This window comes from Candidatus Villigracilis affinis, assembly GCF_016705895.1.
GTDB classification, from domain to species: Bacteria; Chloroflexota; Anaerolineae; order Anaerolineales; family Villigracilaceae; genus Villigracilis; species Villigracilis affinis.
This window is the reverse complement of the sequence record NZ_JADJKT010000023.1, coordinates 1-26050: the sequence shown is the minus strand read 5'-3', so window position 1 is coordinate 26050 and position 26050 is coordinate 1. Positions and strand designations below refer to the sequence as shown.

The following is a 26050-nucleotide window of genomic DNA, read 5'->3' as shown; positions in this document are numbered from 1 at the left end:
TGCCCATTTCAGTGAGTTGATTTTTAGATTCATTCCGACTCCTAGGAAAGTCCAAGTGCGACCAGAAGCATGTCGATCAATTTAATTCCGATGAACGGCACAAGCAAACCGCCGAGACCGTAGATCAAGAGATTGTCACGTAGGAGTTGCGCCGCGCCGACGGCGCGATAAGGCACACCGCGCAATGCCAGCGGGATCAACGCAATGATGATGAGCGCGTTGAAGATCACCGCCGATAAAATTGCGCTTTGCGGAGTGGCAAGCTGCATGATGTTGAGCGTGTTCAAAATTGGATAGGTGCTCGCAAATGCCGCAGGGATGATCGCGAAATATTTACTGACATCGTTGGCAAGGCTGAACGTGGTCAATGCGCCGCGAGTCATGAGAAGCTGCTTTCCAATTTCCACGATCTCAATTAACTTGGTCGGGTTGCTGTCGAGGTCTACCATGTTGGCGGCTTCGCGCGCGGGCTGTGTGCCTGTGTTCATGGCAACGGCTACATCGGCTTGCGCAAGTGCGGGCGCGTCGTTCGTGCCGTCACCTGTCATCGCGACCAAGCGTCCGCCCGTTTGATATTCGCGGATGAGTTTGAGTTTGTTTTCAGGAGTGGCTTGCGCGAGGAAATCGTCCACGCCTGCTTCGGCGGCGATGGCTGCGGCAGTCAGCGGATTGTCACCCGTGATCATCACGGTCTTGATTCCCATCTTGCGCAGTTGCGCAAAGCGTTCCTTCATGCCGCCTTTGACGATGTCCTTCAAATGGATCACGCCCAATGCCTGAGCGTTGCGTGTGACCACCAAAGGCGTGCCGCCTGTTCGGGCAATTGAATCAACTGTCAGCTTAAGATCAGAGGCGACTACATTTCCAGTGGATTGAATCAGCGCGGTCATCGTATCCGACGCGCCTTTGCGAATCGACGTTCCGTTATAGTCCACGCCGCTCATGCGGGTTTGCGCGGTGAAAGGAACAAACTGCATTCCATGCGGAGCCTTCTCGCTGGCGCCCATCGTTTGTCCGCGCAGACCAAATTTTTCTTTTGCAAGCACAACGATCGAACGACCTTCGGGAGTTTCATCGGCAAGGGAAGCAAGTTGCGCGGCTTCTGCCAGATCTTTTGCATTGACACCGTTGACAGGAATAAACTCCACAGCCTGACGATTGCCGAGCGTGATCGTGCCCGTCTTGTCGAGCAGCAGCACATCCACATCGCCAGCCGCTTCCACCGCGCGCCCCGACATGGCGATGACATTGCGCTGGATCATGCGATCCATGCCCGCGATGCCAATTGCAGAAAGCAAGCCGCCGATGGTGGTGGGGATGAGGCACACGAGCAGCGCGATCAAAACCGTGATGGTGATGGGCGTGCCCTGACCCGTTGCGTCCACGCTGTAAATTGAATACGGCAGCAGCGTGGCGCACACGATCAAAAAGATGATCGTAAAACCAGCCAGCAAAATATTGAGCGCGATCTCATTCGGCGTCTTCTGTCTCTTCGCGCCTTCGACCATGCTGATCATGCGGTCGAGGAATCCCTGCCCAGGGTCAGCACTCACGCGGATGATGAGCCAGTCTGAAAGGAGTCGCGTGCCGCCTGTGACAGCGGAACGATCACCGCCCGCCTCACGCACAACGGGAGCTGATTCGCCCGTAACGGCACTTTCATCCACTGACGCAATTCCCGCTTCGATCTCGCCATCCGCGGGGAGAATGTCGCCTGCCTCAACGAGATACAGATCATCTTTGCGAAGAGTTGTGGATGAAACGATCACATGCTTTTGAAATTGCGCCTTGCAAATCTGTTGCCGTGCCGCTTATTTTCTTTGCGGGCGTATCCTGCCTAGCCTTGCGGAGCGACTCAGCTTGCGCCTTGCCGCGTCCTTCGGCTATCGCTTCGGAGAAGTTCGCAAATAGGACAGTGAACCATAGCCACAATGCGATTGTCCCGATGAATCCAGTGGGCGCTTCGCCCTGACCGAACAAGGCTTGAATCCACAAGACGGTGGTCAATACACTGCCAACTTCCACGACGAACATGACGGGGTTGCGTACCATCAAGCGTGGATTGAGTTTGATAAAAGATTCCACAACAGCACGCTGATACATTTCACGGCGATGTGAGGTTTGTTTTTTAGTTTGAATTGTCATAGTAATTCTCTTTTTCAACCACAAAGGGTCACAAAGGTACACGAAGGGAAATGCTTTTTGGTTTTTCCTTTGTGACCCTTTGTCTCCTGTGGTTAATCCTTTTATTTAAAAACCATCAAATGTTCCACAATAGGCCCAAGCGCCAAGGCAGGCAGAAAACTCAGCGCGCCAACGATCACGATCACGCCGATCAGCCATGCGATAAATAATGGCGTATGCGTGGGAAGTGTCCCTGCACCTGCTGGGACTTTCTTCTTGCTTGCCAGTGACCCCGCAATTGCCAGCGAAGGAACTGCCAGCCAGTACCGTGCGATCAGCATAGCAAAGCCTAAGATCGTGTTGTAGAAAGGCGTGTTTGCCCCAAGACCCGCAAAAGCCGAGCCGTTATTATTTCCAGCGGATGAGAATGCATACAGCACTTCGCTGAACCCATGCGTGGACGGGTTGTAAATGGTTGCCCTGCCTGCTTCGCTCATGAGCGCAATGGCGGTGCCAGTCAACACCACGAAGACGGGGATCAGGATCATGATGGAAGCCATCTTCATTTCGTAGGCTTCGATCTTCTTGCCTAAATATTCAGGTGTGCGCCCGACCATCAAGCCAGAGACGAAAACTGCGATGATGACAAAAGCCAACATGCCATACAAGCCTGAGCCAACGCCACCATAAATAATCTCACCCAATTGCATGAGCCACATGGTGACAAGTCCGCCGAGCGGCATGTATGAATCATGCATGGAGTTGACCGAACCATTCGAGGCGGCGGTTGTGGCAGTTGCCCAAAGCGCGGAGTTCACGATCCCAAAGCGGACTTCCTTGCCTTCCATGTTGCCGCCTGGGTTGATGTTCGTTTGAGTTTGGTCAATGCCCATTGCGGCGAACGCAGGGTTGCCGCCTTGCTCTGACCAGACTGCCACACTGAGCAATGCAACAAAGATGATGGTCATGACGATCAATAAAGTCCAACCCTGGCGCGTGTCCCCGACCATTTTGCCGAAGGTGTAGCACAGCGCGGCAGGGATGATCAAAATGGCGAGCATTTCAAGAAAATTTGAGAACGGTGTCGGGTTCTCAAAAGGATGAGCCGAATTGACGTTGAAGAATCCGCCGCCGTTGGTGCCAAGTTGTTTGATCGCAATTTGCGAAGCGGCAGGCCCAAGCGGAAGGTTTTGTTCTGCCGAAGCTTGCAAGCCATTGACAGTCTTATATTCACTGAAAGTTTGCACCACTCCCTGCGAGACGAGTGCCAATGCAAGAACGATGGACAAGGGCAATAAGATATACAAAGTGGAACGAGTCAAGTCCACCCAGAAATTGCCGATTGATTTTGTGGTGTGCCTAACAATTCCTCGAATGAACGCCACCAATACAGCCATCCCCGCCGCCGCAGAGACGAAATTCTGCACGCTCAAGCCAAGCATTTGCGTGAGATAACTCATCGTCACCTCGCCGCCGTATCCCTGCCAGTTGGTGTTGGACGCAAAACTGACCGCCGTATTCCACGAAGAATCAGCCGACACGGCTCCAAGTCCCTGCGGGTTGAGCGGCAGAACGCCTTGCAGCCTTTGCAGAGCATAGACAAAGAACAAGCCGAGCACGTTGAATGTCAACATGGCGATGGCATAAACTTTCCAGTCCATTTCTTCTTTGGGGTCAATGCCTGAGATGCGATAAATGAATCTTTCAACGGGACCCAGCACACGGTCAAGAAAGGTGCGTTCTCCTTGATAGACTTTTGCCATATACGAGCCAAGCGGTTTTGCCAATGCCAGCAGAACCACCATAAATAAAACGATTTGAATCAAGCTGTAAATGTTCATCCAAACCACTCCGGTTTTACAAGAGCCAGCACGAGATAGACAAACAGACCCAATGTGATCAGGCCAGTGACGAGATATAAAATATTCATGACTTATTCTCCATCAGCCGCTCGCAGACTTTGACAAGTCCCAGCGTGAGGGCGAAGAAGAGGATGGTCAAGCCGATAAAAAGTAGATCATTCATAATGTGCCTCCATTTCGACTTTAGTGTATGCAGTTGTTCATCAATTCGGGGGCAAGAAGGGGGAAAAATACATAAAGAAAGCGTCAAGAAATTCAGTTATGATATGGAAACTATGTCTTTGAAGCAGCCAGATAGATATTAAGCTGATAAAAACGAATCTGTTATAGCGGTTTTAAAGGAGATAACTATGCTCATCAGACAAATCCTGTTGAAACGTGGGATAACTGTGGGGGCGGCGAATATCTCGGACAATCACGAAATCAAGCCTGCATTAGAGGGTTTGGGAATTTCATTTCCGAAAAAAGTGATTGTTTTGGTGGGAGGCGCTAGTGGCATTGGTTTTCTGGATCAATTTTCCATGCAGAAAGCCGTTCGCATTGTGGCCCGCCTTGCTGACAAAATAGATGCAATCGTGGTCGATGGTGGCACGCAGGCCGGCATTATGGCTGAAATTGGAAAGCAAAGAAAACGGAACAATTTCTCGTTTCCTCTTGTCGGAGTTGTATTCGATGCGCTATTAATGAGGGAGGAGCCAAAATCCATTTTGGATGCCAACCACACTCATTTCATTTTGATCCCCGGGGATGATTGGGGCGATGAATCTGCGTGGATTTCGAAAATTGCGACCGTTATAGCTGGAAATGAAAAATCCATCACAATCCTTGTCAATGGCGGCAATATTTCGCAGCACGATGTTCAATATAGTATGCTGGAAAAACGCCCCGTTTTCATCATGCGCGGCACAGGCCGCCTTGCAGACGAGATCACACTTTCCCTGAATGTGACGGCTGTGGATATTTCAGAAGGTTCTGGCAAGATCCTGGAATATCTCGAAAAGAAGCTTTTGTAGACCCTTCCCTACGGTATAATTGCCCCATGCAAACTAACATTATCGGTGTCCGATTTACCAAAATTGGCAAAATCTACCATTTTGACTCTTCCGCTCTCCCCGACGTCAAACAGGGCGAGCATGTGATTGTCGATACCACACGCGGAAAACACCTCGGCGAGGTTGTTCAGGTGCTGGCGGAGACCCCTGCCCAGCCCGATGGCGGCTGGAAGCCCGTGGAACGCCGCGCCACCCCGCGCGACCTGTTGCTCCAGCAATCCTGGCAGTCCAAGCAGACGGAAGCCATGATCAATTGCCGGGCACGCGCCTCCGAGTTGCATCTGCGGGATGTTAAGATCGTCACAGCGGAATACAACTATGACGGCTCGCGACTGACGTTTCTCTTCAGCACGGAGAGCGAAGAGAAGGTGGATCTGAAATCCCTCAAGAAGGATATGCAGCAGATCTATCCCAACACCCAGATCGAAATGCGGCAGATCGGCCCGCGTGATGTAGCGAAATTTTTGGGCGGCATGGGTGCCTGCGGAATCGAAACCCGCTGCTGTTCGAAATTCCTCACCGATTTCTCGCCCATTTCCATCAAAATGGCGAAAGAGCAGGGGATTTCCCTCACGCCCAATGAAATCACCGGCATGTGCGGACGTTTGCGTTGCTGCCTCATCTACGAATATGAGCAGTACGTGGAAGCCCGCAAGACCCTGCCGAAACGCAATAAGCGTGTAGTCACACCCAAGGGTGAAGGCAAAGTCATTGATGTCATTCCAATGAGTGATAAAGTGATTGTGCTCATCGAAAGCGGCGTGGATCGCCCCCAGCAAATGACCTTTACTCGCGAAGAGATTGAACCTTGGGATGAACTTGAAGCCTTGCGCCGAAAATCCCAGGCACCCTGTGACCGTCACGAGGGCGGCGGCTGTACTTGTGGAAAAGCTCCCCGCAACAATAACAAAAACTAATTTTACAGAGCACGAATCACCCACTACGATTCGTGCTCTGTAATTCAAATCCCCATGACCCTACAACCTGAAAACTGGATATCCCCCCAAAACGTTCTTGTGATTCTCGCCCACCCTGATGACCCCGAATTTTTTTGCGGGGCCACCTTGGCCCGTTGGGCGCGCGATGGGCACAAGGTCACTTATATTCTTTTGACTTGCGGCGACAAGGGATTTAACCCTGCCACGCACCCTGAGATGACTCCTGAAAAATTATGTGGACTGCGACACGGGGAACAAAACAACGCGGCAAAGATCATCGGCGCAGGCTCGGTTCATTTCATGGACCTCCCGGACGGGTACCTCATCCCAGACTTGAATCTGCGCCGTGACATCGTACGCGAAATTCGCAGGCACAAGCCCGATATCCTCGTCACCTGTGATCCGCAAACTCTGTTCGCCACCTACGGCATCAATCACCCCGATCACCGCGCCTGCGGACAGGTCGTTTTGGATGCGGTTTTCCCTGCTGCCGGCAATATCGCCTATTTCCCTGATTTGCTTGCGCAAGGTTTCGAACCGCATATGCCCAAGGAAGTCTGGTGCTCGCTTACCAACCAGCCCAATACCGCCATTGATGTCACCGACACTTGGGATATCAAAATGCAGGCCATCCTCGAGCACAAAACCCAGGTGCAAGACCCCAACGCCTTGATCGAGCGCTTCAAAACCCGCCGTACCGAAGACAGCACGGAAGAAAATCCGCGATATGAAGAGAAATTCAGGGTTGTGAAGTACGGATAACAATATCATTGTAGAAGTGCCTAACCTCACCGCTTATTAGGCTTGCATGATATGAATGTGGCATGAACATCATTAACGTCGGCTATCTGTCGACCAATTACTATGCAATTGACATCCGAGGCGGGAAATTGCTGGTGGATTGCGGCTGGCCGGGGACGCTGCCGCAATTTTCGGCGGAACTGAAACGAAAGGGGATATCGATTCAGGAGATTCAATATCTTCTTGTCACACACTTCCACCCAGACCATGCAGGGATGACTCAGGAGCTGAAGAAGCTCGGTGTCAAACATATTCTGCTGGACGTGCAGGTTGATTTCATTCTCCAGATGACGGAATTCTTCAAAACCAAAAGCCATCCCTACCTCCCAATCACAACGAATGACAGTATCAGGCTGAAGGTCGAAGAGAGCCGAAATTTCCTCGCCAGGTTGGGGCTGTCCGGGGAGATCATCCACACACCAGGCCACAGCGATGACAGTGTGTCACTTATCCTTGATGATGGTTTTGCATTTACGGGTGATTTGCCTCCGATTTTCGTATTACCAGAGAGTGATACCGTTTCAAGGGCAAGCTGGGATAAAATTCGCAAGCATCCTATAAAAACCATATTTCCGGGACACGGAAAATAACCAGGAGAACTTATGACCGATTTTTTTAGTGAGGCCAGATCGTTATTTCCTTATACTCAATCTTTGCGCCGCGATTTTCACGTTCACCCCGAATTGGGGTTTAGGGAAATTCGCACCAGTGGAATTGTGGCAAAGGAATTGGAAGCGCTCGGCCTTGAAGTGACAAAAGGCGTTGGCAAGACTGGCGTGGTCGGTCTGCTTGAAGGTGCAAAGCCCGGCCCCACCCTGCTCCTGCGTTTCGATATGGATGCCCTGCCGATCCACGAAGAAACGGGCGCGGAATACGCCTCACAAAATGCTGGGGTGATGCATGCCTGCGGACATGATGGTCATACCGCCATCGGCCTGACTGTGGCGAAGATATTAAATCAACACAAGAATGAACTGGCGGGCACGGTCAAGTTCTGTTTTCAACCCTCTGAAGAAGGCAACAATGGGGAGGAGGTTGGTGGCGCGGAAATGATGATGCGCGATGGCGTGCTGGATGGCCCCAAAGTGGATATGACCCTCTCTTTGCACTTGTGGAATGAAAAACCGCTCGGCTGGGTGAATGTTGCCAAAGGTCCGGTGATGGCGGGGGCTGAGGAATTCAAGATCAAGGTCATTGGCAAGGGCGGCCACGGGGCGATCCCTGATCTGGCGGTCGATCCGGTGGTTTGTGCAGCGCAGATTGTCTCTGCTTCGCAATCTATTGTTTCGCGCAATGTCGGTCCGCTGGAGACGGCGGTCATCAGTTTTACGGTGATCAATGGCGGCACGGCTTTCAATGTTATTCCAAAGGAGGTGACGATGCAGGGAACGATCCGCACCTTTAACCCGCAGGTACGGACGAAGGTCTTGCAGCGTTTTGATGAAGTGGTGAAAGGCGTAGCTTCTGCGATGGGGTGTCAGGTGGAGATGATGGTGAAGCAGCTTACCCCGGCACTGATCAACGCCGAGCTGGTCACAGCCAGAGTACAGGAAACCGCGCGAAACCTGCTCCCGAGCCTGAATCATGACAACTCACCTTATCTCACGATGGGCGCCGAAGACATGGCCTATATGCAGGCAAAGGTTGATGGATGTTATTTCTTCATCGGTTCGAATAATCAGGAAAAACAGCTTGATTACGGCCATCATCACCCCAAATTTGATTTCGATGAACAGGCGCTGATCAACGGTTCAGCCCTCATGGCCGCCGCCGCGGCTGATATTTTGAAATAGTATATAATGCGATTAAGGTAGATATAGGAGAAAGGTAAATCTTATGAAAAAGCTGACAGTTATTCTTGTACTTTTGACATTACTCTTGGGGGCATGTGCGCCTGCCGTATCACCGGTTGAAGCTCCCGTTGCCACGGAAGAACCAGCCTCTCAAGTTGGCCCCGCAGTCGATATCCCTGCCGAGGTTGAGCCGATTCCAACTGCAACCACTGCCCCAGAGCGTGAAGCAACCATCTCTGATGTTCAGAATGAAGTTATGGCTCGCATGCTTTCCACCAATGACTTTGCGCCGGCCATGGTGGGTACGAATATTCTTCCCACAGGTGGTGTGGAAACCGGTGCAGAAGGCCGCGCCAGGCTGGATTTACTTCCTGAAGGCACGATCGTGCGCGTAGGCCCGAATTCTTCCTTTACGGTTCCTCAGCTTGTGGAAGAGAATGGCCAGCCCAAAACTGTCATCGAGTTGCTGTTCGGGAAGGTCTACATTCTTTTGAATGGCGGATCACTCGAAGTGGAAACTCCGTCGGGTGTTGCTTCGGTGCGCGGCAGCCTCATGCGCGTGGAGTATGACCCCGAAACCAAAAAGCTAAAAGCCTCCTGCCTTGAAGGTCATTGTTCCCTCAAAGACGGAAATGGCAATGAAGTTGAATTGGTCGAAGGTGAGTACACTTATATTGAAGGCAACTTCCCGCCCATTGAGCCCCTTTTGATCGATAGCTCTGAAATTCAGGAATGGTTGGATGAAATTCCCGAGTTGCCAGATTTTCTGGATGAAGTTCCCGACCCATCCGATTATCCAGACTCCGAAAACGAGAATGATAACAACGGAAACGATAACGGTAACGACAACAATAACAATGATGACGACGATGACGATGACGGCGGTAATGACAACGGCGGTTATCCAAACTAATTTGGGTATATAACCAGACCGATCATCGCGATTCTTTTCGACCTTTTGGTGGGTGCGTGTTCAAGCGGCAGTTTCGCCGCCGAGACAGCACCCACCAATTTCTATACTACGATAGTATTGCTCAATGGCAAGGGACGAAAGCCTTATGAAAAAAATACGCAATTGGATCGCTGCCACACTTGTTGTAGCTGCCACTGCAGGCGTCTTTGCTTTGCAAAATAATGTCGCTAAACAGCCAGCCGCGAGTGACCTACCCCCAAGTGAAACTGTCACATTCGTTGTGGAGACCATCGATACAGTTACTGCTACTGAAACAGTCACTTTCACACCCGCCTATGAAGGCTGTGCTTTTACATGGGCATATCATGATGCGCCCGAATTGACAAAGAAGATCGACGAAGCGGTTCGCGCCATGGATCCCAACTCGCGCGCAAATGCAAGTTTGTTTGGGGAGGATTGTATTTATGCGGATGGTCATTCCACGTTCGGTGTGATGGAAACGGATATTTATGTCCACCTCACTGTAGTTAATTTGGCAGATGATGAATTGTTTGGAAATTGGATGGCGCAAGTCATGGCGATGGTCATGGAGATTCCTCGCGATGAACTGCAGGGGAATTATGGGTTTGTGGAATTTTGGTTTGATAAAAGCGAAACGGAGCATTTGGTTGTACGTGTGCCTATTCAAAAATATTTGGATGATGGGCAGGGGAAGACAGGGGAGGAGTTTCTCCAGTTATTTATCGAAACTCCCTAAATTTGAAAATCTGTACCGCTCGAAGCCGCCAATTGGCGGCTTTTTTGTTCTTGACAGTCTGGCAGGTGTAACGTATACTACGTTTAGTAATTACTAAACGTAGTAAAGGATAGGCATGCCTACAAAAATTTCCCAACTCAAACAGGATTTCACAGAAGGACTTAGCCAGATCAGCCGTTTTTGGGGTTTCCCAAAAGGCATGGGGGCGATCTTCGCCGTGCTGTATCTTTCCCCCAATCCGCTTTCGCTGGATGAGATCGTTCAAGCGACCGGGCTGACGAAGGGGGCGGTCAGTACCGAGGTCCGCACACTGGCACGCATGGGATTGGTGCATCGTTCATCAAAACTGGCCGACCGCAAGGATTATTACATGGCGGAGGATGATTTTTACAAATCCATCCGCTCGATCCTGCGCGAAAGGCAAAACAGTGAGTTTGATAGCGCCATCCGCTCTGTGGGGGATACGCTTGCCAAACTCGAAGCTGGAGAGGTCAGTGGCGATAAGGATGAGATCGACTTCATCTACAAACGTGTTCAGGCTTTGCAGGAGTTTTTCAATGCGATTGACAGCCTGACGCGGGCTGTGGTCAGGCTGGAGAGCCTGGGATTGTCAAACGTCAAAAATATACTATCTATTTTAAAGTAAGGAGCTAAAATGAAAATCGCAGTAACAGGTGCCTTTAGTTATTCAGGTAAATATATTACCAAACGTCTTCTTGAACGCGGTGAAGAAGTGTTTACCCTGACCAATCACCCGAACCGCCCCGACCCGTTTGGCGGAAAAGTAAAAGCATTCCCTTTGGATTTTGGCAACAAGGAGGAATTGGTCCAGAATCTGCGCGGAATGGATGTGCTTGTCAATACCTACTGGGTTCGCTTTGACAAAGGCAATAACACACAGCCCCGCGCTGTTGAAAACACAAAGATTCTGGTGGATGCTGCCGCAAAAGCAGGCGTGAAGCGTATCGTGCATATCAGTATCACGAATCCATCTGCTGAGTCGCATCTTCCGTATTTTTGGGGGAAGGCTGCCAATGAAAAAGCGGTGGTCGAATCTGGGATGAGTTACGCGATCCTTCGCCCCACGGTTTTATTCGGCAAGGAGGATATCCTCATTAATAACATCGCCTGGCTTTTGAGAAGGCTTCCCTTATTTGGCCTGCCCGGGGATGGTTCATATAAACTTTCCCCAGTCTATGTGGATGACCTTGCAAAACTAGCTGTGGAAGCTGTGTATTCCAAGGATAATTATGTTTGGGATGCAGTTGGCCCCGAGGAATTCACTTTCAAGGAAATGGTGGAGTTGATCGGACGATCGGTTGGTGTGAAAAGACCGCTTGTATCATTCCACCCCCGCTTGGCTTTGTTTGCGGCGCAATTCATGAGCCTGTTTGTCAACGATGTGATGCTGACGCCGGAAGAGGTGGATGGATTAATGGCGAACCTGCTCATTTCCAGAGAGACTCCGCGTTGTAAGACCAGTTTGAAAGATTGGCTTTTGGAGCATCGTGCTGGCGTGGGCAGGCAATACGCGTCCGAATTGGCAAGGCATTTCTAACAAAAATCTCCGCTCACTAACGAGCGGAGATTTTTTAGTCGATCGGCACAAGGCCTGCGCAACGTGGACTGTCCATACAGCCGTAATATTTTTTCCCGGAGCGGGCTCCGTCGCGATTGATTCGCAGGACCATCATTTTCCCACACACAGGGCAAAGTGGCACGGAGTCGGATGTGCTGTCAATTCGCAGCGACACGGTTCCGCCGATCTTCGTCACCGCCAGTTGGAAGAGTGAAACAATATCAGAAGGGTCATATGTCTGGCTGGAGGGAACATGCACAAGCGGCAGACCTGCGTCAATGAATAGTTCCTCTATGAACTTATCGCTTTCGCGTGTTTCGTTTTTTGAAATGGGACGTACAATCTCGATCCCAAATGCGGGGGTCAGGGTTTGTGGATCGCAGAGTAAAAAGTCAACGTGCTTTCGAAAGAACTTGTTGAAGAAATGCACGTTTTCGTTTGGACGCACAATGTAAAAAATGTCATTCAAGGCAACTTTTGGACAGATCAAATATCTCGCCCCAACCATCTGTTGTAATGCGCGAAAAAGAGCCAGTTCTGTGGTCGCGAGAAAAGGCTCGCGTAACCTGTAAGGCAGTCTCTCGGTGTTTGCCATTGGATGATTATATATTAGGATGATGCATGAATGCAAGCATTTCGACGTTTTAAGAACCTTGCATCATCAATTTGACAACTTCCTGTTTAAGGGCGGCGTTGCAAGCCAGCGCATCTCCGGGTGTATGACCTTCCTGCCCGGACCAGGTGCCGAAATATCCACCCGCTTCACGCAGGATCACTGGATAAGGGCCATAATCCCAAATGTCTAAAAATGGATCGACACATACTTCAGCCCGGCCGGTGGCGACGAGCATATATCCATAAGCATCACCCCATGTGCGTAGCAAGGCTTTTTTCTTTGCGAAACGTTCTGTCAGTGTGGCATCCTTTTCTGCGAGCCGCTGAAAATCGGAGGTGACCACACAGGCCTGGGAAATTTCATCCACGGTTGAAACGTGCGCGCGGCGGCTATTCCACCAGCAGCCGAGTCCATCTGCTGCGCAGAGCATTTCATCGAGTGGCGGATAATACGCCGCACCGACGCTTATCTTGCCTTCTATCTCCAGACCGATCAACACGCCGTATAAAGGCACACTGCGGATAAATGACTTTGTTCCATCAATGGGGTCAATGGTCCAGCGAAAAGGGACACCGTTTCCATTGGTATGGCCGAATTCCTCCCCGATAATGGCGTGACCGGGATATTGCCTTTCGATTTCGGCGCGGATGAATTTTTCGGCTTCATGGTCGGCAATGGTAACGGGTTCGTTATTTTCCTTCATGTCTGCGCGAACGCCAGTGTTGTAATAGCCCATTGTGATTCGGCCTGCACGATAGGCCAGCGATGTGGCAAAGTCAAGGTACGGTTGAAGATTCATAGCAGCGTATTCAGCAACTCCTTTTCTTCTTTTTCGTTTGTAATTTCCCCATCCAGCCAGGCGGCGCGGAGTTGGGTGAGGATTTCACCATAGCGCGGGCCGGGCGGCAGGCCGTGCGCTTTCAGGTCGTTTCCCGTGGTATGGGGTTTGACATGACGCCAGAATGAAATGTAATTTAACAATGAGCCTTCACCGGAATCAAGATACACCACATAGACCGATAATAAAGGCAGCTTTTCAAGGGCAAGTGCCCACAGGCTTGGCTTTGAGTTTGTAAGGAATGGCAGGCTTTTTTTTAATTGCGAGGCGGCCCAGACGGAATGTGTTAACTCGGATGTGAACTCCAGCCGCCTTGAAATGGACAGGATCGCATCCTCGTTCAGATCCATCAGCCATAGGATATACCCAAGGGCGGCCCGGCTGGCGGGGATATCCAATCCCATATCCATTTCAAGGAAATCAGAATAGGCTGGGTTGAAGTCTGGTAATTTTTGGTGAATATATTTGAATGTATCCAGTTCCTGTAGTCGCTGGATCATTGACAAGGCTTGCTCTTCTTCAAATATCAAATCCAATTCATGGCGGATCCGTTCGCCGCTTAACATTCTGAAAATATCGAGCGAAGTGGAGTTGATCGATTCGCTTGTGGATGATTCAAGATGGAACGAATAGCGGCCTTCGTAGCGGATAGCGCGAAAGATGCGTGTGGGGTCATCAATGAATGAACGGGGATGTAAAATGCGGATAAGCCCGTATTTTAGGTCGCTTTGTCCGTTGAGGGGGTCGAGCAGTTCGCCGAAGTGATCACCGTCGAGGCGGATGGCCATGGCGTTGATGGTGAAATCGCGGCGGCGCAGGTCATCTTCCATGGTCGATGGCGTTACAGTTGGCAATGCGCCTGGGGTTTTATAAGTTTCAGAGCGCGCTGTGATGAGGTCGAGAAAAGAAGGTTGAATATGTTCCGCAAGAGATTCGGGCAGGTGCCAGATCGCGGTGTGAAATTTTGGGTGTGTGGTCAGCCTGCCGCCGATCTTTTTGACGAGCGCATTGCCAAATTCGATAGCGTTTGCTTCGAGGACAATGTCAAGGTCGTTGATGGGTTGTTCGAGCAGGATATCGCGCACGGAACCACCGACGAGATAACATGGCATGTTCAGCTCCGCCGAAAGGGAGGAGATGTCACGAAGCAGAATCAACTGTCGGTTGGAGATGATGCGCTCGTTTTCCAATCCCATTTTCATTTGGTGAATGGCCCTTTGTTTATCACGAGGTCAAGCTCCTGGCGTGTTCGTAGGCTTTTTCTGCATATTCATGTTTTCCCTCCTGTATAAGCACATCCCCAAGTAGATTCCAAATGATGGGCTGGTTAGGAAACTGGCGTGCATAATCGATCATATCCTGGCGTATCTCATTTAAGTTTCTGCGATGTTTGATCAAATGCGAATATGCATGCACGGCATGTTCGAAATCTTTTTTTGCAAGTGCATCGCGGGCGGTCTGCAGGACAGGGTGTTTTTCTGCTGAATTGCTCATAGGGGTCAAAAGAGTGCCTCGAGTTTTCAATGCCAGGTCAGGATTTGGACTGTGGCGAATTGGATCTGGGATTTTTGCGGGCTGCGCGTCGTTCTTACCTTTTTTCTGCTTCTGTCTAAAAAGCGACTTGCCACCGTAGGCATTTGCCGCTGGGTCGAGCACTTCCAACAAGCCATCGCCCAGCAGGTTCCAACCGACGCCAAAGAGGATGATGGCGATGGTGACGGGCAGGAAGACCCACCAGTAACGTAATAAGCCTCCACCCGGGCCGATGACCCAATTGCGCCCAATGGAAAGCAGAATGCCCCAAGCCGAAGCGCCGCCCAGCCCGATAAAGGTGATGGTCGCCTGCATAATTACAGAGCTGCCTACATCACGCGCAGCAAGTACGATGGCTGGTCCCACCGCATTGGGAATCAGATGACGGAGAATGATCCTCGCAGGGCTGCCGCCAAGTGCGCGGGCAGCCTGAATAAAGTCTGCGTTTTTAAGCGTGATGACCATGGTGTTGACAATGCGGGCAATGGGCATCCATGAAAATATGATCAAACTGATGAGAATGGGGTCAACCTTCATCAGGAAAACTGCGAATGGCGGCGGCGTGAATTGGAAATCCACCACGGGACCAAAATAATACAAGTTGAACCAGTAGATCCCGCCCATGGATTCAATGGTTATTGCCACAAGCTGTTGTAAAAAGACCACGCCAGCCAGTACCGGGAAGGTCAGGAAGGCATCCGCAATGCGCATCATCAAACTGTTTATGAAACCGCCAAAGTAACCGGCGATCGCTCCAAATAATGTGCCAAAAACGAAAGCGCCGATAGCCACAAGCAAGCCGAACTGCAGGGCTTCGCGTGCGCCCCAGATCAGGGTGTGATATACATCGATTTGCCCGGGCACAGTGCCGAGAATGGAAATTTCGTCTGGCGGATGCGGCGTTCGATCGGTAGAGCGGCCGACTTTTTTGAATGAACCCTGTGTGTCTTTATCTGGCGGCGATAGCAGCGGTGCGGAAATAGCGACCACCGTAAAGGTCAATACGATCAGCAGACCGATCCAATTTTGCCAACGGGAGAAGAAGAAACGAACAGCCCTCATGTTTTGAGAACTTCCTCGCGAACACGCGGATCAAGTAAAGCCTGGATGGCGTCCAAGACAAACATCAGGCCGAGCACCATGATAACGCTGTAGACGGCAAACCCAAGCGCTGCGGGCGCATCGGGCGAGCTGTTCATGGAAATGACAATAACTTGTGAAACGCCCGTCAGCCCAAAGATGATCTCAATGACAAACAGACCCGTCACAATGCTGGCAGCGGAGAGGACCATGGCCGTCAAAGAAGGGGCAAGAATGGCACGAAGGGCATGCTTCCATATCAGGCTTGATTCTTTTACGCCGCGCGCGCGCGCCGCTGTGATGTATTCCTTGCCTCGCTCGTTCAGAATTGTGGCACGGGTGATTCGTCCCAGCGTTGCCCAGTGATAGATGGACAGGGTGAAGACGGGCATTATCAAGTGGCGTATTGCAGCGAAGAAGACGTCAATCTGGCCGTTGAGCAGGCTGTCGAGAGTCAGTGCGCCTGTATATTCCACAAAACCTGTTCGGTACATCTTTAATTCAGTGGTGACGTCGATGCGGCCCGGGGCAAGCCAGTCCAGCTGAATATAGAAGACCGCGATCAGAATCATCGAGAGAATAAAGGAAGGCATTGAGGTTCCGAGAAAGGCAAGGCTGCGAAAGCCATTATCGAAGATGCCGCCGGGCCGCCAGCCGGAGATCAATCCGCTGGCGAGGCCGAGGGGAATTAATAAGAGCAGGGAGTAAAGCGCAAGTTCAAGTGTGGCAGGGGTTCGGTGCAGAAGTGACGGCAGTACGTCAGCGTTTAAGGTCGGGCTGTATCCCCATGAGCCCGTCAGCAGGGATTTGGCCCAATAAAAATATTGCACCAGATAGGGCTCATCCAGGTGATGGGTTCTAATGAGTACGCCGATGAATGCTTCTGATGCACGATCACCGCCTTTGCCGGGAGGCAGATATAGGCGTGCGCGCGCTTCGGGCGGTGTCAGCATGACACCTGCATACAGCACCATGGTGATGATGACCAGTGAAACGAAGGCGGAAAAAAGTCGTCGGATAAGAAATTGCAGGAATGGAGGCATGAGAATGATTACGATTATTTTACTCCAACTATTCAAAAACAATGCTGCGCAGAGTTCTTCCCAATCTGGGATTACTGTGTATAATTGACGCATGTTTAAACCAAGCCCGTCCCCTCGAATGCCATATAACAAATCCTCCAGGTCTGGTTAGGTTCGGTTCGATGCGCCCAAACGGCTCCCAGACATGGCGAGCCGTTTTTATTTGCAACTTGGATAAACGAAGATGAACAAAGATATCACAATCAAGGAATTGACCAGGCAAATGCACGAATTGGTCAGGTCAAAAGGTTGGTACGACGAAGGCAGCAAGCGTCCGCAGACACCGCGTAATCTGGCTGTATCACTTTCGATCGAAGCTGCCGAGATTCTGGAGCATTTTCAATTCGGTGAAGAGATCAAGGATAGGGACGAACTGGGCAGCGAACTAGCAGATGTGACCCTCTATCTTTTGCAGCTGGCTTCCGTTTCAGGCATTGACTTGGAAGAGGCTGTGCTAAAGAAAATAGCAGTGAACAAAACACGAGAATGGGATGTTGAGGAATAGTTGAGAGTGGATTCCCCAACCTACAACCTTGAACCTGCAACTTTAAACAAGGCGAATTCATGAACATAACAATATTTGGCGGCGCACAACCGAAGGAAGGCTCACAGGCTTACGAAGAAGCCCGTGAACTTGGCGCACTCCTTGCCCAGCGCGGACACGTTATATTGACCGGCGGTTACATGGGTACAATGGAGGCGGTCTCGCGCGGCGCGCATGAAGCAGGCGGTCATGTGGTGGGTGTGACCTGTATTGACATCGAAGAATGGCGCAATTCGAAACCGAATCAATGGGTGAAAGAGGAAAGACGAAAGAAGACCCTGATGGACAGAATTATGGGCTTGATTGAAGGCTGCGATGCGGCGATGGCCCTTTCTGGCGGCGCTGGCACCTTGACGGAAATCTCCCTGATGTGGAATTTGATGATCGTGGAATCGCTGCCTCCCAGGCCGCTAATACTGGTCGGGAGTGGTTGGCAGTCCACGTTCGATCAGTTCTTCCGTGAATTTGAAAGTTATATGCCCAGACATCAGCGCGAGTTGTTATACTTTGCAGAAGATGTGAAAACTGCCGTAATGAAATTAGAAAGTTGGAAGGTTTGAAGGTTGAAAGTTATCCAACCTGCGAACCTGTCAACTTGAAACCTGAAACTGATAAGAGGAAAAAATGGCTGAAGAAAAATTAACAACCCGTGCAGAAGATTTTTCAGAATGGTACAACCAGCTCGTCATAAGGGCGGACCTGGCAGATTATGCCCCTGTGCGTGGCTGTATGGTGGTGAAACCCTACGGTTGGGCATTATGGGAAAACATCACATCCTGGCTGGATAAGGAATTCAAGGCGACGGGTCATGTCAATGCCGCATTCCCGACCTTGATCCCCATGTCTTTCTTTGAAAAAGAAAAGGATCACGTTGAAGGTTTCGCTCCCGAATTGGCGGTCGTCACCCACGGTGGCGGTCAGGAGCTTGAAGAAAAACTGGCTGTGCGCCCCACCTCTGAGACCATCATCGGTCATATGTATTCGAAGTGGGTCAAGTCATGGCGCGACTTGCCCATTCTTATTGTGCAGTGGGGTTCCGTACTTCGCTGGGAGTTGCGCACCAAACTCTTTTTGCGCACAGCTGAATTCTATTGGCATGAAGGCCACACGGCTCATTCTTCCGAAGAAGAAGCCAAAGAGGAAATGTATCGCATCCTCGATATCTATGAACGTTTCTGTCTTGAAGAGGCAGCGGTGCCTGTATTCAAAGGAACCAAGAGCGACACCGAACGTTTTGCAGGTGCTCAGATCACCACCTCCATCGAAGCGATGATGTGGGATAAGCGCGCATTGCAATCTGGCACCTCTCATTATTTTGGTGATAATTTTGCCAAGGCCTTCGAGATTCAATACCTCGACAAGAACAACAAGTTGACCTTCGCACAGACCACCTCATGGGCGATCTCTTCCCGCATCATTGGCGCGATGATCATGGTGCATGGCGATGATCATGGTCTTGTCATGCCTCCCCGCCTTGCGCCTATTCAGGCAGTCGTTGTCCCGATCTTCAAGAGTGACGAAGAGAAAGCCAAAGTGATGGAAGTTGCCGACCGCATCTTCGCCGAACTGAAGGCTGCCGGTGTCCGTGTCAAATTCGATGACCGCGACAACGTTAGCAGTGGATTCAAATTCAACGATTGGGAAATGCGCGGCGTTCCCGTCCGCGTGGAGATCGGCCCCAAGGATGTCGAAAAGGGGACCGTTGCCCTCGCCCGCCGTGATCGACCTGGCAAGGAAGGCAAAACCTTCGTTCCACAAACGAATCTGGACTCAACTGTCAAAGGGTTGCTGGACGAAATTCAGGCTTCGCTCCTCAAGCGTGCCACCGAATATCGCGACTCCAATATTCACAATGTAGCAACCTACGACGAACTCAAGGAAGTTGTGAAAGATGGTTGGGCATTCTCCTATTGGTGCGAATCACGCGAGTGCGAATCCAAGGTGAAGGAAGAAACCAAAGCTACCACCCGCAACATTCCTTTTGACCAGCCCAAAGAGGAAGGCGCCTGCGTCGTCTGCGGCAAGCCCTCCAAGCGCAAAGTGTATTTCGCAAAAGCGTATTAGTGAGTGTCACGTGTTCAAGTGTCAGGCGTCAGGTTAAAAGCCGAATCGCCTGACACTTGGCACTTCGCACCTGGCACCTCCTTCCCATGCCCGCCATAGATCTCGCCCGCCTTCGCAAGCAAGCCAACCGTCTGGCAGATTTTTTCTTTCTGCCAGATGAGTTCATGAAGCATCTGCGTGAGATCCTTGATTTCTACGTCAACTACACCCTGCGGACAAAAGAAAACGTAGCCCCCGGTTCCAACCTAAAAACCTATCGCACGCCGCCCGCTGTGCTCACGCAGATCGAAAACGAACTCCGCGCCGTTGCGACTGCCAATCCTGATCACGCGCTTAACCTTGCCGACACGCTCTGGGATGAAGGTGCGCTCGAAACACGCTTGCTCGCCGCCTTTCTGCTTGGCAGAATCCCGCCTCAGGAAGAACGTTTGCTTCCCCGCCTCACCGCGTGGACTCAGCAAATCCGCGATCCCGATGTTCGTTCGGCGCTGCTTTGACAAGTCTCACGCGCATGCGGCGCGAAACCCCGAACAATTCTTTAATCTTATCCGCGAGTATCTTCATCCTGCGCGCGCGTACATGGTCGAATGGCATTCAAGCCTTGATCCCAATGATCGCGGATATAACCACCGCAAATCTCCCGCCGATCTTTGACCTCGTCGAGCCAATCATCGAAGAAGCTCCGTCCACTTTACAGAATGATCTTGCCGAATTGATCGTCGTGCTGTATCGCGCCTCCTCCAATGAAACAACCTTCATGCTCAAGCATATTCTTACCACTACGGAAAACCCAATGACCGTGGTGACTCTTCGTCGTATCTCATCGTCATTTCCGCCGCCGCTTCAAACATCATTGCGTGACCTGCTTCGTCCGCAACCTTTATCAAGGTCAAGACCCGCAGAGGTCGAAGATACACAGACGGTCGATTTCATCGCTGGGGAAACTTCTGAACCTGTCCTCGAAGTAAAGAAACCACGCAGGAAACTTACGACGCGCGAACCAAAAGCAGAATCCGCTGCTACCGATAAAAAGACAGTCACCCGCAGAAAGAAAAAGGAAGAAGGCGCAACCGATGGATAACTCAAAGATCATTTACCTCCACGGCCTCGAAAGCACCAGCCAGAGTGGCAAAGCCCGCCAGTTTGCGCAATTATTCCCGGCATGATCACTCCCGACTTCACTGGTTCATTTGAAGAACGCATGGAACAATTGACCCCGATCCTCGCCGATAAAACTGATTGGACGATCATCGGCTCATCCTTTGCGGATTAATGGGAACGGTCTTCACCTGCAATCATCCGACCCAAGTGCGGAAATTGATCCTGCTTGCGCCAGCCCTTCTACGCGACCATTTCGCCTCTTATCTGGACCTCGAACCTGTTTCTGTTCCAACCATCATCATCCACGGGACAGAAGATGATGTGGTACCGCTTAAGCCTGTGCGTGAACTGGCTGAAAAAACTTTTTCCAATCTGAAATACGTTGTCGTGGAAGATGGCCACCGCCTGCACAAAGCTTTTGAAGAATTAAACTGGAAAGAAATACTTGAGTAGCAGACGATGGACAATGCACTGTCTATAGCCCGCCGTCTGTCGTCTATATATAAAGGTGCATAATGAACCAACAAATCTACTGGCATACCACCGTCAAAATGCCTAATGACTCAAATTTAACGCCCATTCCTGAAAAGGTGGATGTAGCCATCATCGGCGGTGGATATACAGGTTTGAGCGCCGCGCGGACATTTGCGCAGCGAGGTGTGAAAGCCGTTGTCCTTGAGGCTGAGACCATCGGTTGGGGCGCGAGTTCTCGCAATGGCGGCATGACTCTGACCGGACTCAAAGTTGCCATGCAAACCGCCATCAAGAGATATGGGCATGATTTGGCGAAGACCTTATTCCAAGCCTCGATCGATTCGGTAGCTTTGGTTGAGCAGATCGTCAAAGAGGAAAACATTGATTGCGGATTTGCCCGCACGGGTCATTTGCTGGCGGCGAACAAACCCAAAACATTTCGACGTGCTAAAAGATGAAGTGGATTTCATGGCGAAGGAATTCAATCATAAAGTCAATCTTGTTTCGCCGAAGGACCTGCGCTCTGAGATCGGCACGGATGTGTATCACGGCGCATTGGTAGATGAGGTCAGCGCGGGGTTGAACCCTGCCCAATATGTGGTCGGACTCGCAGATGCGGCTGTCAGAGCGGGGGCGATTCTCTGCGCGCGAGCGCGGGTGAACAAGATCGAGCGGAGTCAGGATCGGTTTGTCGTCGAAACGGAGAGGTGAGGGTGGAAGCAGAGTCCGTTTTGGTGGCGACCTCTGGTTATACGGGAAATGTCACCAGAAAACTTCAGAGGAAGATCATCCCGATTGGGTCGTTCATCATTGCTACGGAACGGCTTTCAGATGAACTGGCGCATGAACTCAGCCCAAAGAATCGTATGATCTTTGATTTCAAGCACTTTCTAAATTATTTTCGATTGTGGGATAACCGTATGATCTTTGGCGGACGCGCGGCATTCTTCCCGAAATGAAAAACACGATCGCGCAAAGCGGTGAGATTTTGCGCGAAATGATAAAGATTTATCCGCAGTTGAAGGATGTAAAAGTGGAATATGTATGGGGGGGCACGCTCGACTTTGCCTTCGACCAGATGACACATGTCGGTGAGGCGGATGGGTTGCACTACTCGCTTGGCTATGCAGGGCATGGTGTGGCGATGGCGACCTATTTGGGCAAGACGGTGGCTGAGGCAATGATCAAGGGGAATATCAAGGACCATCCCTTTGCGAAATTCGATTTCCCTGGCGCGCCGCTGGGGTTGTACACGGGTAGCCCATGGTTCCTGCCGTTTGCAGGATGTGGTACAAGATACCTGGATTGGGTGGAGTAAATCCATTTAAGCCGCGTGGACGAATTTTGGAGGAGTGCGTAACTTTTTTCGCACACCTGGGTTTTTCTTAATTTTAATTTACCTCTTTAGCGGTATTTGGCTGGGCAATTCTATCCTGCATTTGGTGGTGGAATTTATGTGCAAAGAATTCTCAACCGACCGCGAACTGTCCGGTGATGACACGGCGTTGAATGGCGTATGAATTTACGCCCTTTGCTCAAAACGCCCTTGTGCCCGCCGCTCCACCTCCATTCATAATAGAAACTACGAGCCTCCGATGTCGGCGCATTGGTCAGCAATGTAGAAAAGGATGTGCCATGCCCATATCCTTCTAATGTTCCCCTCCCTAAAAAACAGCTTGCAATTGATACATACCATATTTTGAATCTATAAGGAGCGATCTATGGCAGCACAGGCAGTTATGGCAGGTTCGGCGCATTCGGAGCAACAGGGACTCCTCGTATCATTTTCGCGTCCGCCGCTGACGATGATCGAATGGTACGATTTCTATATTTTTGGCAGTTTGCAACGGTGATTTCCAGTAAGTTTTACAAACGGGCACGCCTCTGGGCGATTTGATCGCCTGGCTTGCGGCATTTGCAGTTGGTTTTATCGTACGTCCGTTCGGCGCGATCGTTTTTGGCCGCGTAGGCGACTTGATCGGTCGCAAATACACATTCCTGGTCACTATGACCTTGATGGGCTTGTGCACATTCGCGGTCGGTTTACTGCCCACTGCAGAAGTGATCGGCCCTGCGGCGGTATATCTTGATCCTCCTGCGCATTTTACAGGGGTTGGCGCTTGGCGGTGAATATGGCGGCGCGGCGACCTATGTTGCAGAGCACGCGCCTCAAAACCGTCGTGGCTATTTCACCAGTTGGATTCAGATCACGGCGACCCTTGGTTTGTTTGTTTCACTCGGTGTGATCCTGACCACCCGTTCCATCATGGGGGAGGAGGCATTCGCGGCTACGGGCTGGCGCATTCCATTTTTGATCTCCATCTTTCTCGTGGGTTTGTCACTGTACATCCGCTATTCTTTGCGCGAGTCGCCTTTGTACATCAAGCTCAAGGAAAGAAGCAGGTTTCCACAAACTTTCGGGGAAAGCTTTTGGCAATCCGTTGGTCTAGCTAAGTGTTTGTTGGCTTTGTCCGGCGCCAGATGGGGCAAGGCGTAGTTTGGCATACAGGTCACCTCTACGCATTGTTTTTACTCCTGCAAAGATCTTGCGTGGGCCTAGTCGATCTGAATATGATGGTCGGCGCGGCGCTTTTGGCGGGTCACCTTTCGTTTTGCTGGTCATCTCTCGAGCGGTATGGCCGCAAACCGTTCATGTTGGGGGCATGGTGTTGAGCTTTTCACGGGCTTTCCGATCTACCAGACCATGGAAAGATTTGCCCCATTCATCGGTAACCCCGCTGATAAGGTCGTCAACCCCGCTTATAGCCCGTTCATGCTTGGTGTCCTTTTGTCTTTATCCGTGTGATCTATGTGACACCAGCCTATGGCCCGATCGCGCAGATTTTTGGTTGAGTTGTTTCGACCAAAACTGCTGCGTCCATGTCTCTGCTGCATCATATCGCAACGGTGTGTTTGGCGGACTTGTGCCGATCATCGGCCTTTCCTCGATCCGTGCGAGACGGGCAATAATTTTGCTTGGGCTTGGTATCCCATGGCCATTGCGGGCATTTGTGCTGTGGTGGGATATTTGAAACTTCCCGAAACAAACGGAGTGGGGATATGGTCGCATCGGATCACTCGATCGCGTCAATCCGTGTAAAGGGTGTTGTCGCTTAGCCGCTGCATTTCCTCGTCCTGTTGGATGGCTCCCTGAATCTCTGAAACCATCCTTGACCATGCACGCAAACCGGCAAAGGCGGATATGGCAGAACTTACCTCTATTGCAGGTGGCCAACCTGGCTGGCGAGATCTTCAATGACCCTCCCATTGGCAAATTGATGATCTCAATGCGGTCGCCGGCAGATAAATCCTAAATGGAAACCTCGCCGGCAAGATGAAGAGCGAAGGCCCTTGCATCTGTGGAAGTTCGCGAAGGGCCTGTGGCGGAAAACGATCCTCGCAGTGGCCAAAGAAATGAATGTGGATATGATCGCCATGTCCACGCATGGACGTTCTGGCTGCAGAAGCTTCTCATGGGTAGTATCACAGAGTGATGGTCAAACATTCACCCGTGCTTGGGTGCTGGTCATTCGCCCTCAGGATGGATAGAATAGACGTAGGTAACTCTGCATCCATAAGACGGGTGTGATAGCCTGTCTTATGGATGTCTTGTTTCCACTCGATCATTTCGCCATATTTATAAGGAGATCGTGCATGAACCCCTCATCAGCCCAATCGTCAACCGCTGGATTTAAGATGGACGGATGATCCTGAAGCATTTTGGGAACAAACAGCAAAAAGGAGTTGCACTGGTTCCGAAACTGGCACAAAGTGTTCGAGTGAAATTATCCGAACTTTCGCTGGTTTTCAGGGGCAGACCAACCTTTCATACAACGTAACTCGATGCACATTGTCAAGTTAGTATGGTACATACAGCTCTTATTTATAAGTGGTCAACGGCGAGGCGTTTATTCACGGACGTAAAACTATTACACGATGTGGAAAAGATCGCCGCGGCATTGCGTAAATCGGGAATTTCCAAGGGTGACCGCGTGACGAATCTATGCCCACCCGCCCGGTGAAGCGATCATGGTCATGCTGGCAGTTGTCCGCATTGGGGCGATCCATTCCGTGGGTGTTTGCAGGGTTCGGCGAAAGTGCGTTCGGCGACCGCATTCAAGCCAGTGGATCGCGCCTCGTTTTCGTTGCCGACATCACCTTCCGTAAGCGGAAGGATGGTACACGACCCTGAAAGCATTGTCGATGGCGCGCCGGACCAGTTGAGAACAGCGTGGAGCATGTCATCGTTTTCGAAAGCGTGGCGGAGAAGATGTCCCGACGAAACGACCCGCGGATATCACCCGACGAATCTATGCAAAGATGCAGGGTCATCAATCTGGTGAGTGTGTTCCAATGGAGGCGAATTAATCCTGCGTTCATTCTGCCACCTCACAGGCACGACCGCCAAAACCGAAGCCAGCAATCCACACACATGGCGGTTATCATGCATATTGCGAGCATGGCGCGCTGGGTATTCGGTTTTGAAGCCCGAGGATGTCTGGCGGGCCACCTTCCCGATATTGGCTGGATCGTAGGCCGCCAGCGTTATATCGTGTATGCACCGCTCGTCATCGGGTGCACTACCATTGGTGGTTTGTTGGCGCACTTGACCACCCAAGTTCCGAATCGAATTGAAGGTGGCCATCGAGGCCTTCCCTGTCAGTGGTGCGTTCACATCGCCGACAGCAGTACGCCTGCTCATGCGCTATGACACGAACCGTTGAGTAAGGTCAATCATGATAGGCCGGAGCGTATCTTTGTGCGGGCGAGGTTTTGAAATGCACCCGCCTCGACTGGCCGCAGCAACAAGATATTGAAGAACAGGATCCTCGTCATTGACCATATGTGCAGACCGAGACAGGCGGACCCGTGTTTGGAAATCCATATGGCATCGGTATG

Annotated in this window: 33 protein-coding genes and 1 pseudogene; 26 read left to right on the top strand and 8 right to left on the bottom strand. The window is 51.1% G+C overall.

The annotated features are described in order from the left end of the window. Window positions 1-41 precede the first annotated feature (41 nt). From kdpB to kdpF, 3 genes and pseudogenes are all read right to left on the bottom strand, one after another. Window positions 42-2103: pseudogene (gene kdpB / locus IPI86_RS09235) on the bottom strand (potassium-transporting ATPase subunit KdpB). A 143-nt stretch (window positions 2104-2246) separates the two neighbouring features. Further along, on the bottom strand, window positions 2247-3965 hold the full coding sequence (kdpA, locus tag IPI86_RS09230) for a potassium-transporting ATPase subunit KdpA (protein WP_345297715.1): 1719 nt from the start codon (window positions 3963-3965) through the stop codon (window positions 2247-2249). Continuing rightward, complete coding sequence (gene kdpF / locus IPI86_RS09225; protein ID WP_345297714.1) at window positions 3962-4054, bottom strand: K(+)-transporting ATPase subunit F; 93 nt, start codon at window positions 4052-4054, stop codon at window positions 3962-3964. Before kdpF ends, kdpA begins: the two co-directional genes overlap by 4 nt. A 282-nt stretch (window positions 4055-4336) precedes the next feature. Here kdpF and IPI86_RS09220 point away from each other — a divergent pair, with 282 nt between their 5' ends. The 9 genes from IPI86_RS09220 (at window position 4337) to IPI86_RS09180 (ending at window position 11798) form a co-directional block, all read left to right on the top strand. Further along, window positions 4337-4999 carry a hypothetical protein gene (locus IPI86_RS09220; protein ID WP_345297713.1) on the top strand — a complete coding sequence of 221 codons (663 nt, stop codon included), beginning with the start codon at window positions 4337-4339 and terminating at the stop codon, window positions 4997-4999. 26 nt (window positions 5000-5025) lie between these two features. Next, window positions 5026-5955: a regulatory iron-sulfur-containing complex subunit RicT gene (gene ricT, locus IPI86_RS09215; protein WP_345297712.1), complete on the top strand. Its 930-nt coding sequence runs from the start codon at window positions 5026-5028 to the stop codon at window positions 5953-5955. 54 nt (window positions 5956-6009) lie between these two features. Continuing rightward, on the top strand, window positions 6010-6738 hold the full coding sequence (locus IPI86_RS09210; RefSeq protein WP_345297711.1) for a PIG-L deacetylase family protein: 729 nt from the start codon (window positions 6010-6012) through the stop codon (window positions 6736-6738). A gap of 62 nt (window positions 6739-6800) precedes the next feature. Further along, on the top strand, window positions 6801-7367 hold the full coding sequence (locus IPI86_RS09205) for an MBL fold metallo-hydrolase (protein ID WP_345297710.1): 567 nt from the start codon (window positions 6801-6803) through the stop codon (window positions 7365-7367). A 12-nt stretch (window positions 7368-7379) separates the two neighbouring features. Next, the gene (locus IPI86_RS09200; protein ID WP_345297709.1) at window positions 7380-8570 is read left to right on the top strand and encodes an amidohydrolase; all 1191 of its coding nucleotides are present in this window, start codon (window positions 7380-7382) and stop codon (window positions 8568-8570) included. A gap of 43 nt (window positions 8571-8613) precedes the next feature. Then, window positions 8614-9483: a FecR family protein gene (locus IPI86_RS09195; protein ID WP_345297708.1), complete on the top strand. Its 870-nt coding sequence runs from the start codon at window positions 8614-8616 to the stop codon at window positions 9481-9483. 145 nt (window positions 9484-9628) lie between these two features. Beyond that, complete coding sequence (locus IPI86_RS09190) at window positions 9629-10240, top strand: hypothetical protein (RefSeq protein WP_345297707.1); 612 nt, start codon at window positions 9629-9631, stop codon at window positions 10238-10240. 115 nt (window positions 10241-10355) lie between these two features. Continuing rightward, window positions 10356-10886 carry a MarR family transcriptional regulator gene (locus IPI86_RS09185; protein WP_345297706.1) on the top strand — a complete coding sequence of 177 codons (531 nt, stop codon included), beginning with the start codon at window positions 10356-10358 and terminating at the stop codon, window positions 10884-10886. Between the two features lie 9 nt (window positions 10887-10895). After that, window positions 10896-11798 carry an NAD(P)H-binding protein gene (locus IPI86_RS09180; protein WP_345297705.1) on the top strand — a complete coding sequence of 301 codons (903 nt, stop codon included), beginning with the start codon at window positions 10896-10898 and terminating at the stop codon, window positions 11796-11798. A gap of 34 nt (window positions 11799-11832) precedes the next feature. Here IPI86_RS09180 and IPI86_RS09175 read toward each other — a convergent pair whose 3' ends face one another. Genes IPI86_RS09175 through IPI86_RS09155 form a run of 5 tightly spaced genes read right to left on the bottom strand, consistent with a single transcriptional unit; the run spans window position 11833 to window position 16929 of the window. Continuing rightward, window positions 11833-12414, bottom strand: coding sequence for a DUF2726 domain-containing protein (locus tag IPI86_RS09175; RefSeq protein ID WP_345297704.1), 582 nt, complete (start codon window positions 12412-12414; stop codon window positions 11833-11835). Window positions 12415-12463: 49 nt separating this feature from the next. After that, window positions 12464-13234, bottom strand: coding sequence for an inositol monophosphatase family protein (locus IPI86_RS09170; RefSeq protein WP_345297703.1), 771 nt, complete (start codon window positions 13232-13234; stop codon window positions 12464-12466). Beyond that, a complete protein-coding gene (locus IPI86_RS09165; protein ID WP_345297702.1) occupies window positions 13231-14463 on the bottom strand; it encodes a CCA tRNA nucleotidyltransferase in 1233 nt (410 codons plus the stop codon). The genes IPI86_RS09170 and IPI86_RS09165 overlap by 4 nt, the downstream gene beginning before the upstream one ends. 34 nt (window positions 14464-14497) lie before the next feature. Beyond that, complete coding sequence (locus IPI86_RS09160) at window positions 14498-15868, bottom strand: ABC transporter permease subunit (protein ID WP_345297701.1); 1371 nt, start codon at window positions 15866-15868, stop codon at window positions 14498-14500. After that, entirely contained in the window at window positions 15865-16929 is a 1065-nt protein-coding gene (locus tag IPI86_RS09155; protein ID WP_345297700.1) for an ABC transporter permease, read from the bottom strand. Before IPI86_RS09155 ends, IPI86_RS09160 begins: the two co-directional genes overlap by 4 nt. A gap of 223 nt (window positions 16930-17152) precedes the next feature. On the opposite strand from IPI86_RS09155, the gene IPI86_RS09150 reads away from it, so the two are divergent. The 17 genes from IPI86_RS09150 (at window position 17153) to IPI86_RS09070 (ending at window position 25862) form a co-directional block, all read left to right on the top strand. Beyond that, window positions 17153-17473 (top strand): nucleotide pyrophosphohydrolase, encoded by a 321-nt coding sequence (locus IPI86_RS09150; RefSeq protein ID WP_345297699.1) that lies wholly within the window; start codon window positions 17153-17155, stop codon window positions 17471-17473. A gap of 59 nt (window positions 17474-17532) precedes the next feature. Further along, window positions 17533-18072, top strand: a complete 540-nt coding sequence (locus tag IPI86_RS09145; RefSeq protein WP_345297698.1) for an LOG family protein — start codon at window positions 17533-17535, stop codon at window positions 18070-18072. Between the two features lie 64 nt (window positions 18073-18136). Further along, on the top strand, window positions 18137-19576 hold the full coding sequence (proS, locus tag IPI86_RS09140; protein WP_345297697.1) for a proline--tRNA ligase: 1440 nt from the start codon (window positions 18137-18139) through the stop codon (window positions 19574-19576). A gap of 86 nt (window positions 19577-19662) precedes the next feature. After that, window positions 19663-20073 (top strand): DNA alkylation repair protein, encoded by a 411-nt coding sequence (locus IPI86_RS09135; protein WP_345297696.1) that lies wholly within the window; start codon window positions 19663-19665, stop codon window positions 20071-20073. Further along, window positions 20070-20657: a hypothetical protein gene (locus tag IPI86_RS09130; protein WP_345297695.1), complete on the top strand. Its 588-nt coding sequence runs from the start codon at window positions 20070-20072 to the stop codon at window positions 20655-20657. The genes IPI86_RS09135 and IPI86_RS09130 overlap by 4 nt, the downstream gene beginning before the upstream one ends. A gap of 191 nt (window positions 20658-20848) precedes the next feature. After that, a complete protein-coding gene (locus IPI86_RS09125; protein ID WP_345297694.1) occupies window positions 20849-21130 on the top strand; it encodes a hypothetical protein in 282 nt (93 codons plus the stop codon). Between the two features lie 62 nt (window positions 21131-21192). After that, complete coding sequence (locus IPI86_RS09120; RefSeq protein WP_345297693.1) at window positions 21193-21609, top strand: FAD-dependent oxidoreductase; 417 nt, start codon at window positions 21193-21195, stop codon at window positions 21607-21609. After that, entirely contained in the window at window positions 21596-21862 is a 267-nt protein-coding gene (locus IPI86_RS09115; protein ID WP_345297692.1) for an FAD-dependent oxidoreductase, read from the top strand. The genes IPI86_RS09120 and IPI86_RS09115 overlap by 14 nt, the downstream gene beginning before the upstream one ends. Before the next feature lie 2 nt (window positions 21863-21864). Continuing rightward, window positions 21865-22110, top strand: coding sequence for an FAD-dependent oxidoreductase (locus tag IPI86_RS09110; RefSeq protein WP_345297691.1), 246 nt, complete (start codon window positions 21865-21867; stop codon window positions 22108-22110). After that, window positions 22107-22469, top strand: coding sequence for an FAD-dependent oxidoreductase (locus IPI86_RS09105; RefSeq protein ID WP_345297690.1), 363 nt, complete (start codon window positions 22107-22109; stop codon window positions 22467-22469). Before IPI86_RS09110 ends, IPI86_RS09105 begins: the two co-directional genes overlap by 4 nt. 403 nt (window positions 22470-22872) lie before the next feature. Further along, on the top strand, window positions 22873-23004 hold the full coding sequence (locus IPI86_RS09100) for a hypothetical protein (protein WP_345297689.1): 132 nt from the start codon (window positions 22873-22875) through the stop codon (window positions 23002-23004). A gap of 40 nt (window positions 23005-23044) precedes the next feature. Then, entirely contained in the window at window positions 23045-23281 is a 237-nt protein-coding gene (locus tag IPI86_RS09095; protein WP_345297688.1) for a hypothetical protein, read from the top strand. Further along, the gene (locus tag IPI86_RS09090; RefSeq protein ID WP_345297687.1) at window positions 23238-23648 is read left to right on the top strand and encodes an MFS transporter; all 411 of its coding nucleotides are present in this window, start codon (window positions 23238-23240) and stop codon (window positions 23646-23648) included. Before IPI86_RS09095 ends, IPI86_RS09090 begins: the two co-directional genes overlap by 44 nt. A gap of 138 nt (window positions 23649-23786) precedes the next feature. Beyond that, the gene (locus IPI86_RS09085) at window positions 23787-23957 is read left to right on the top strand and encodes a hypothetical protein (protein ID WP_345297686.1); all 171 of its coding nucleotides are present in this window, start codon (window positions 23787-23789) and stop codon (window positions 23955-23957) included. Window positions 23958-24000: 43 nt separating this feature from the next. Then, a complete protein-coding gene (locus IPI86_RS09080) occupies window positions 24001-24183 on the top strand; it encodes a hypothetical protein (RefSeq protein ID WP_345297685.1) in 183 nt (60 codons plus the stop codon). 971 nt (window positions 24184-25154) lie between these two features. Next, window positions 25155-25343: a hypothetical protein gene (locus tag IPI86_RS09075; protein WP_345297684.1), complete on the top strand. Its 189-nt coding sequence runs from the start codon at window positions 25155-25157 to the stop codon at window positions 25341-25343. Window positions 25344-25382: 39 nt separating this feature from the next. After that, window positions 25383-25862, top strand: a complete 480-nt coding sequence (locus IPI86_RS09070) for a hypothetical protein (RefSeq protein ID WP_345297683.1) — start codon at window positions 25383-25385, stop codon at window positions 25860-25862. The last annotated feature ends 188 nt before the right edge of the window (window positions 25863-26050 follow it).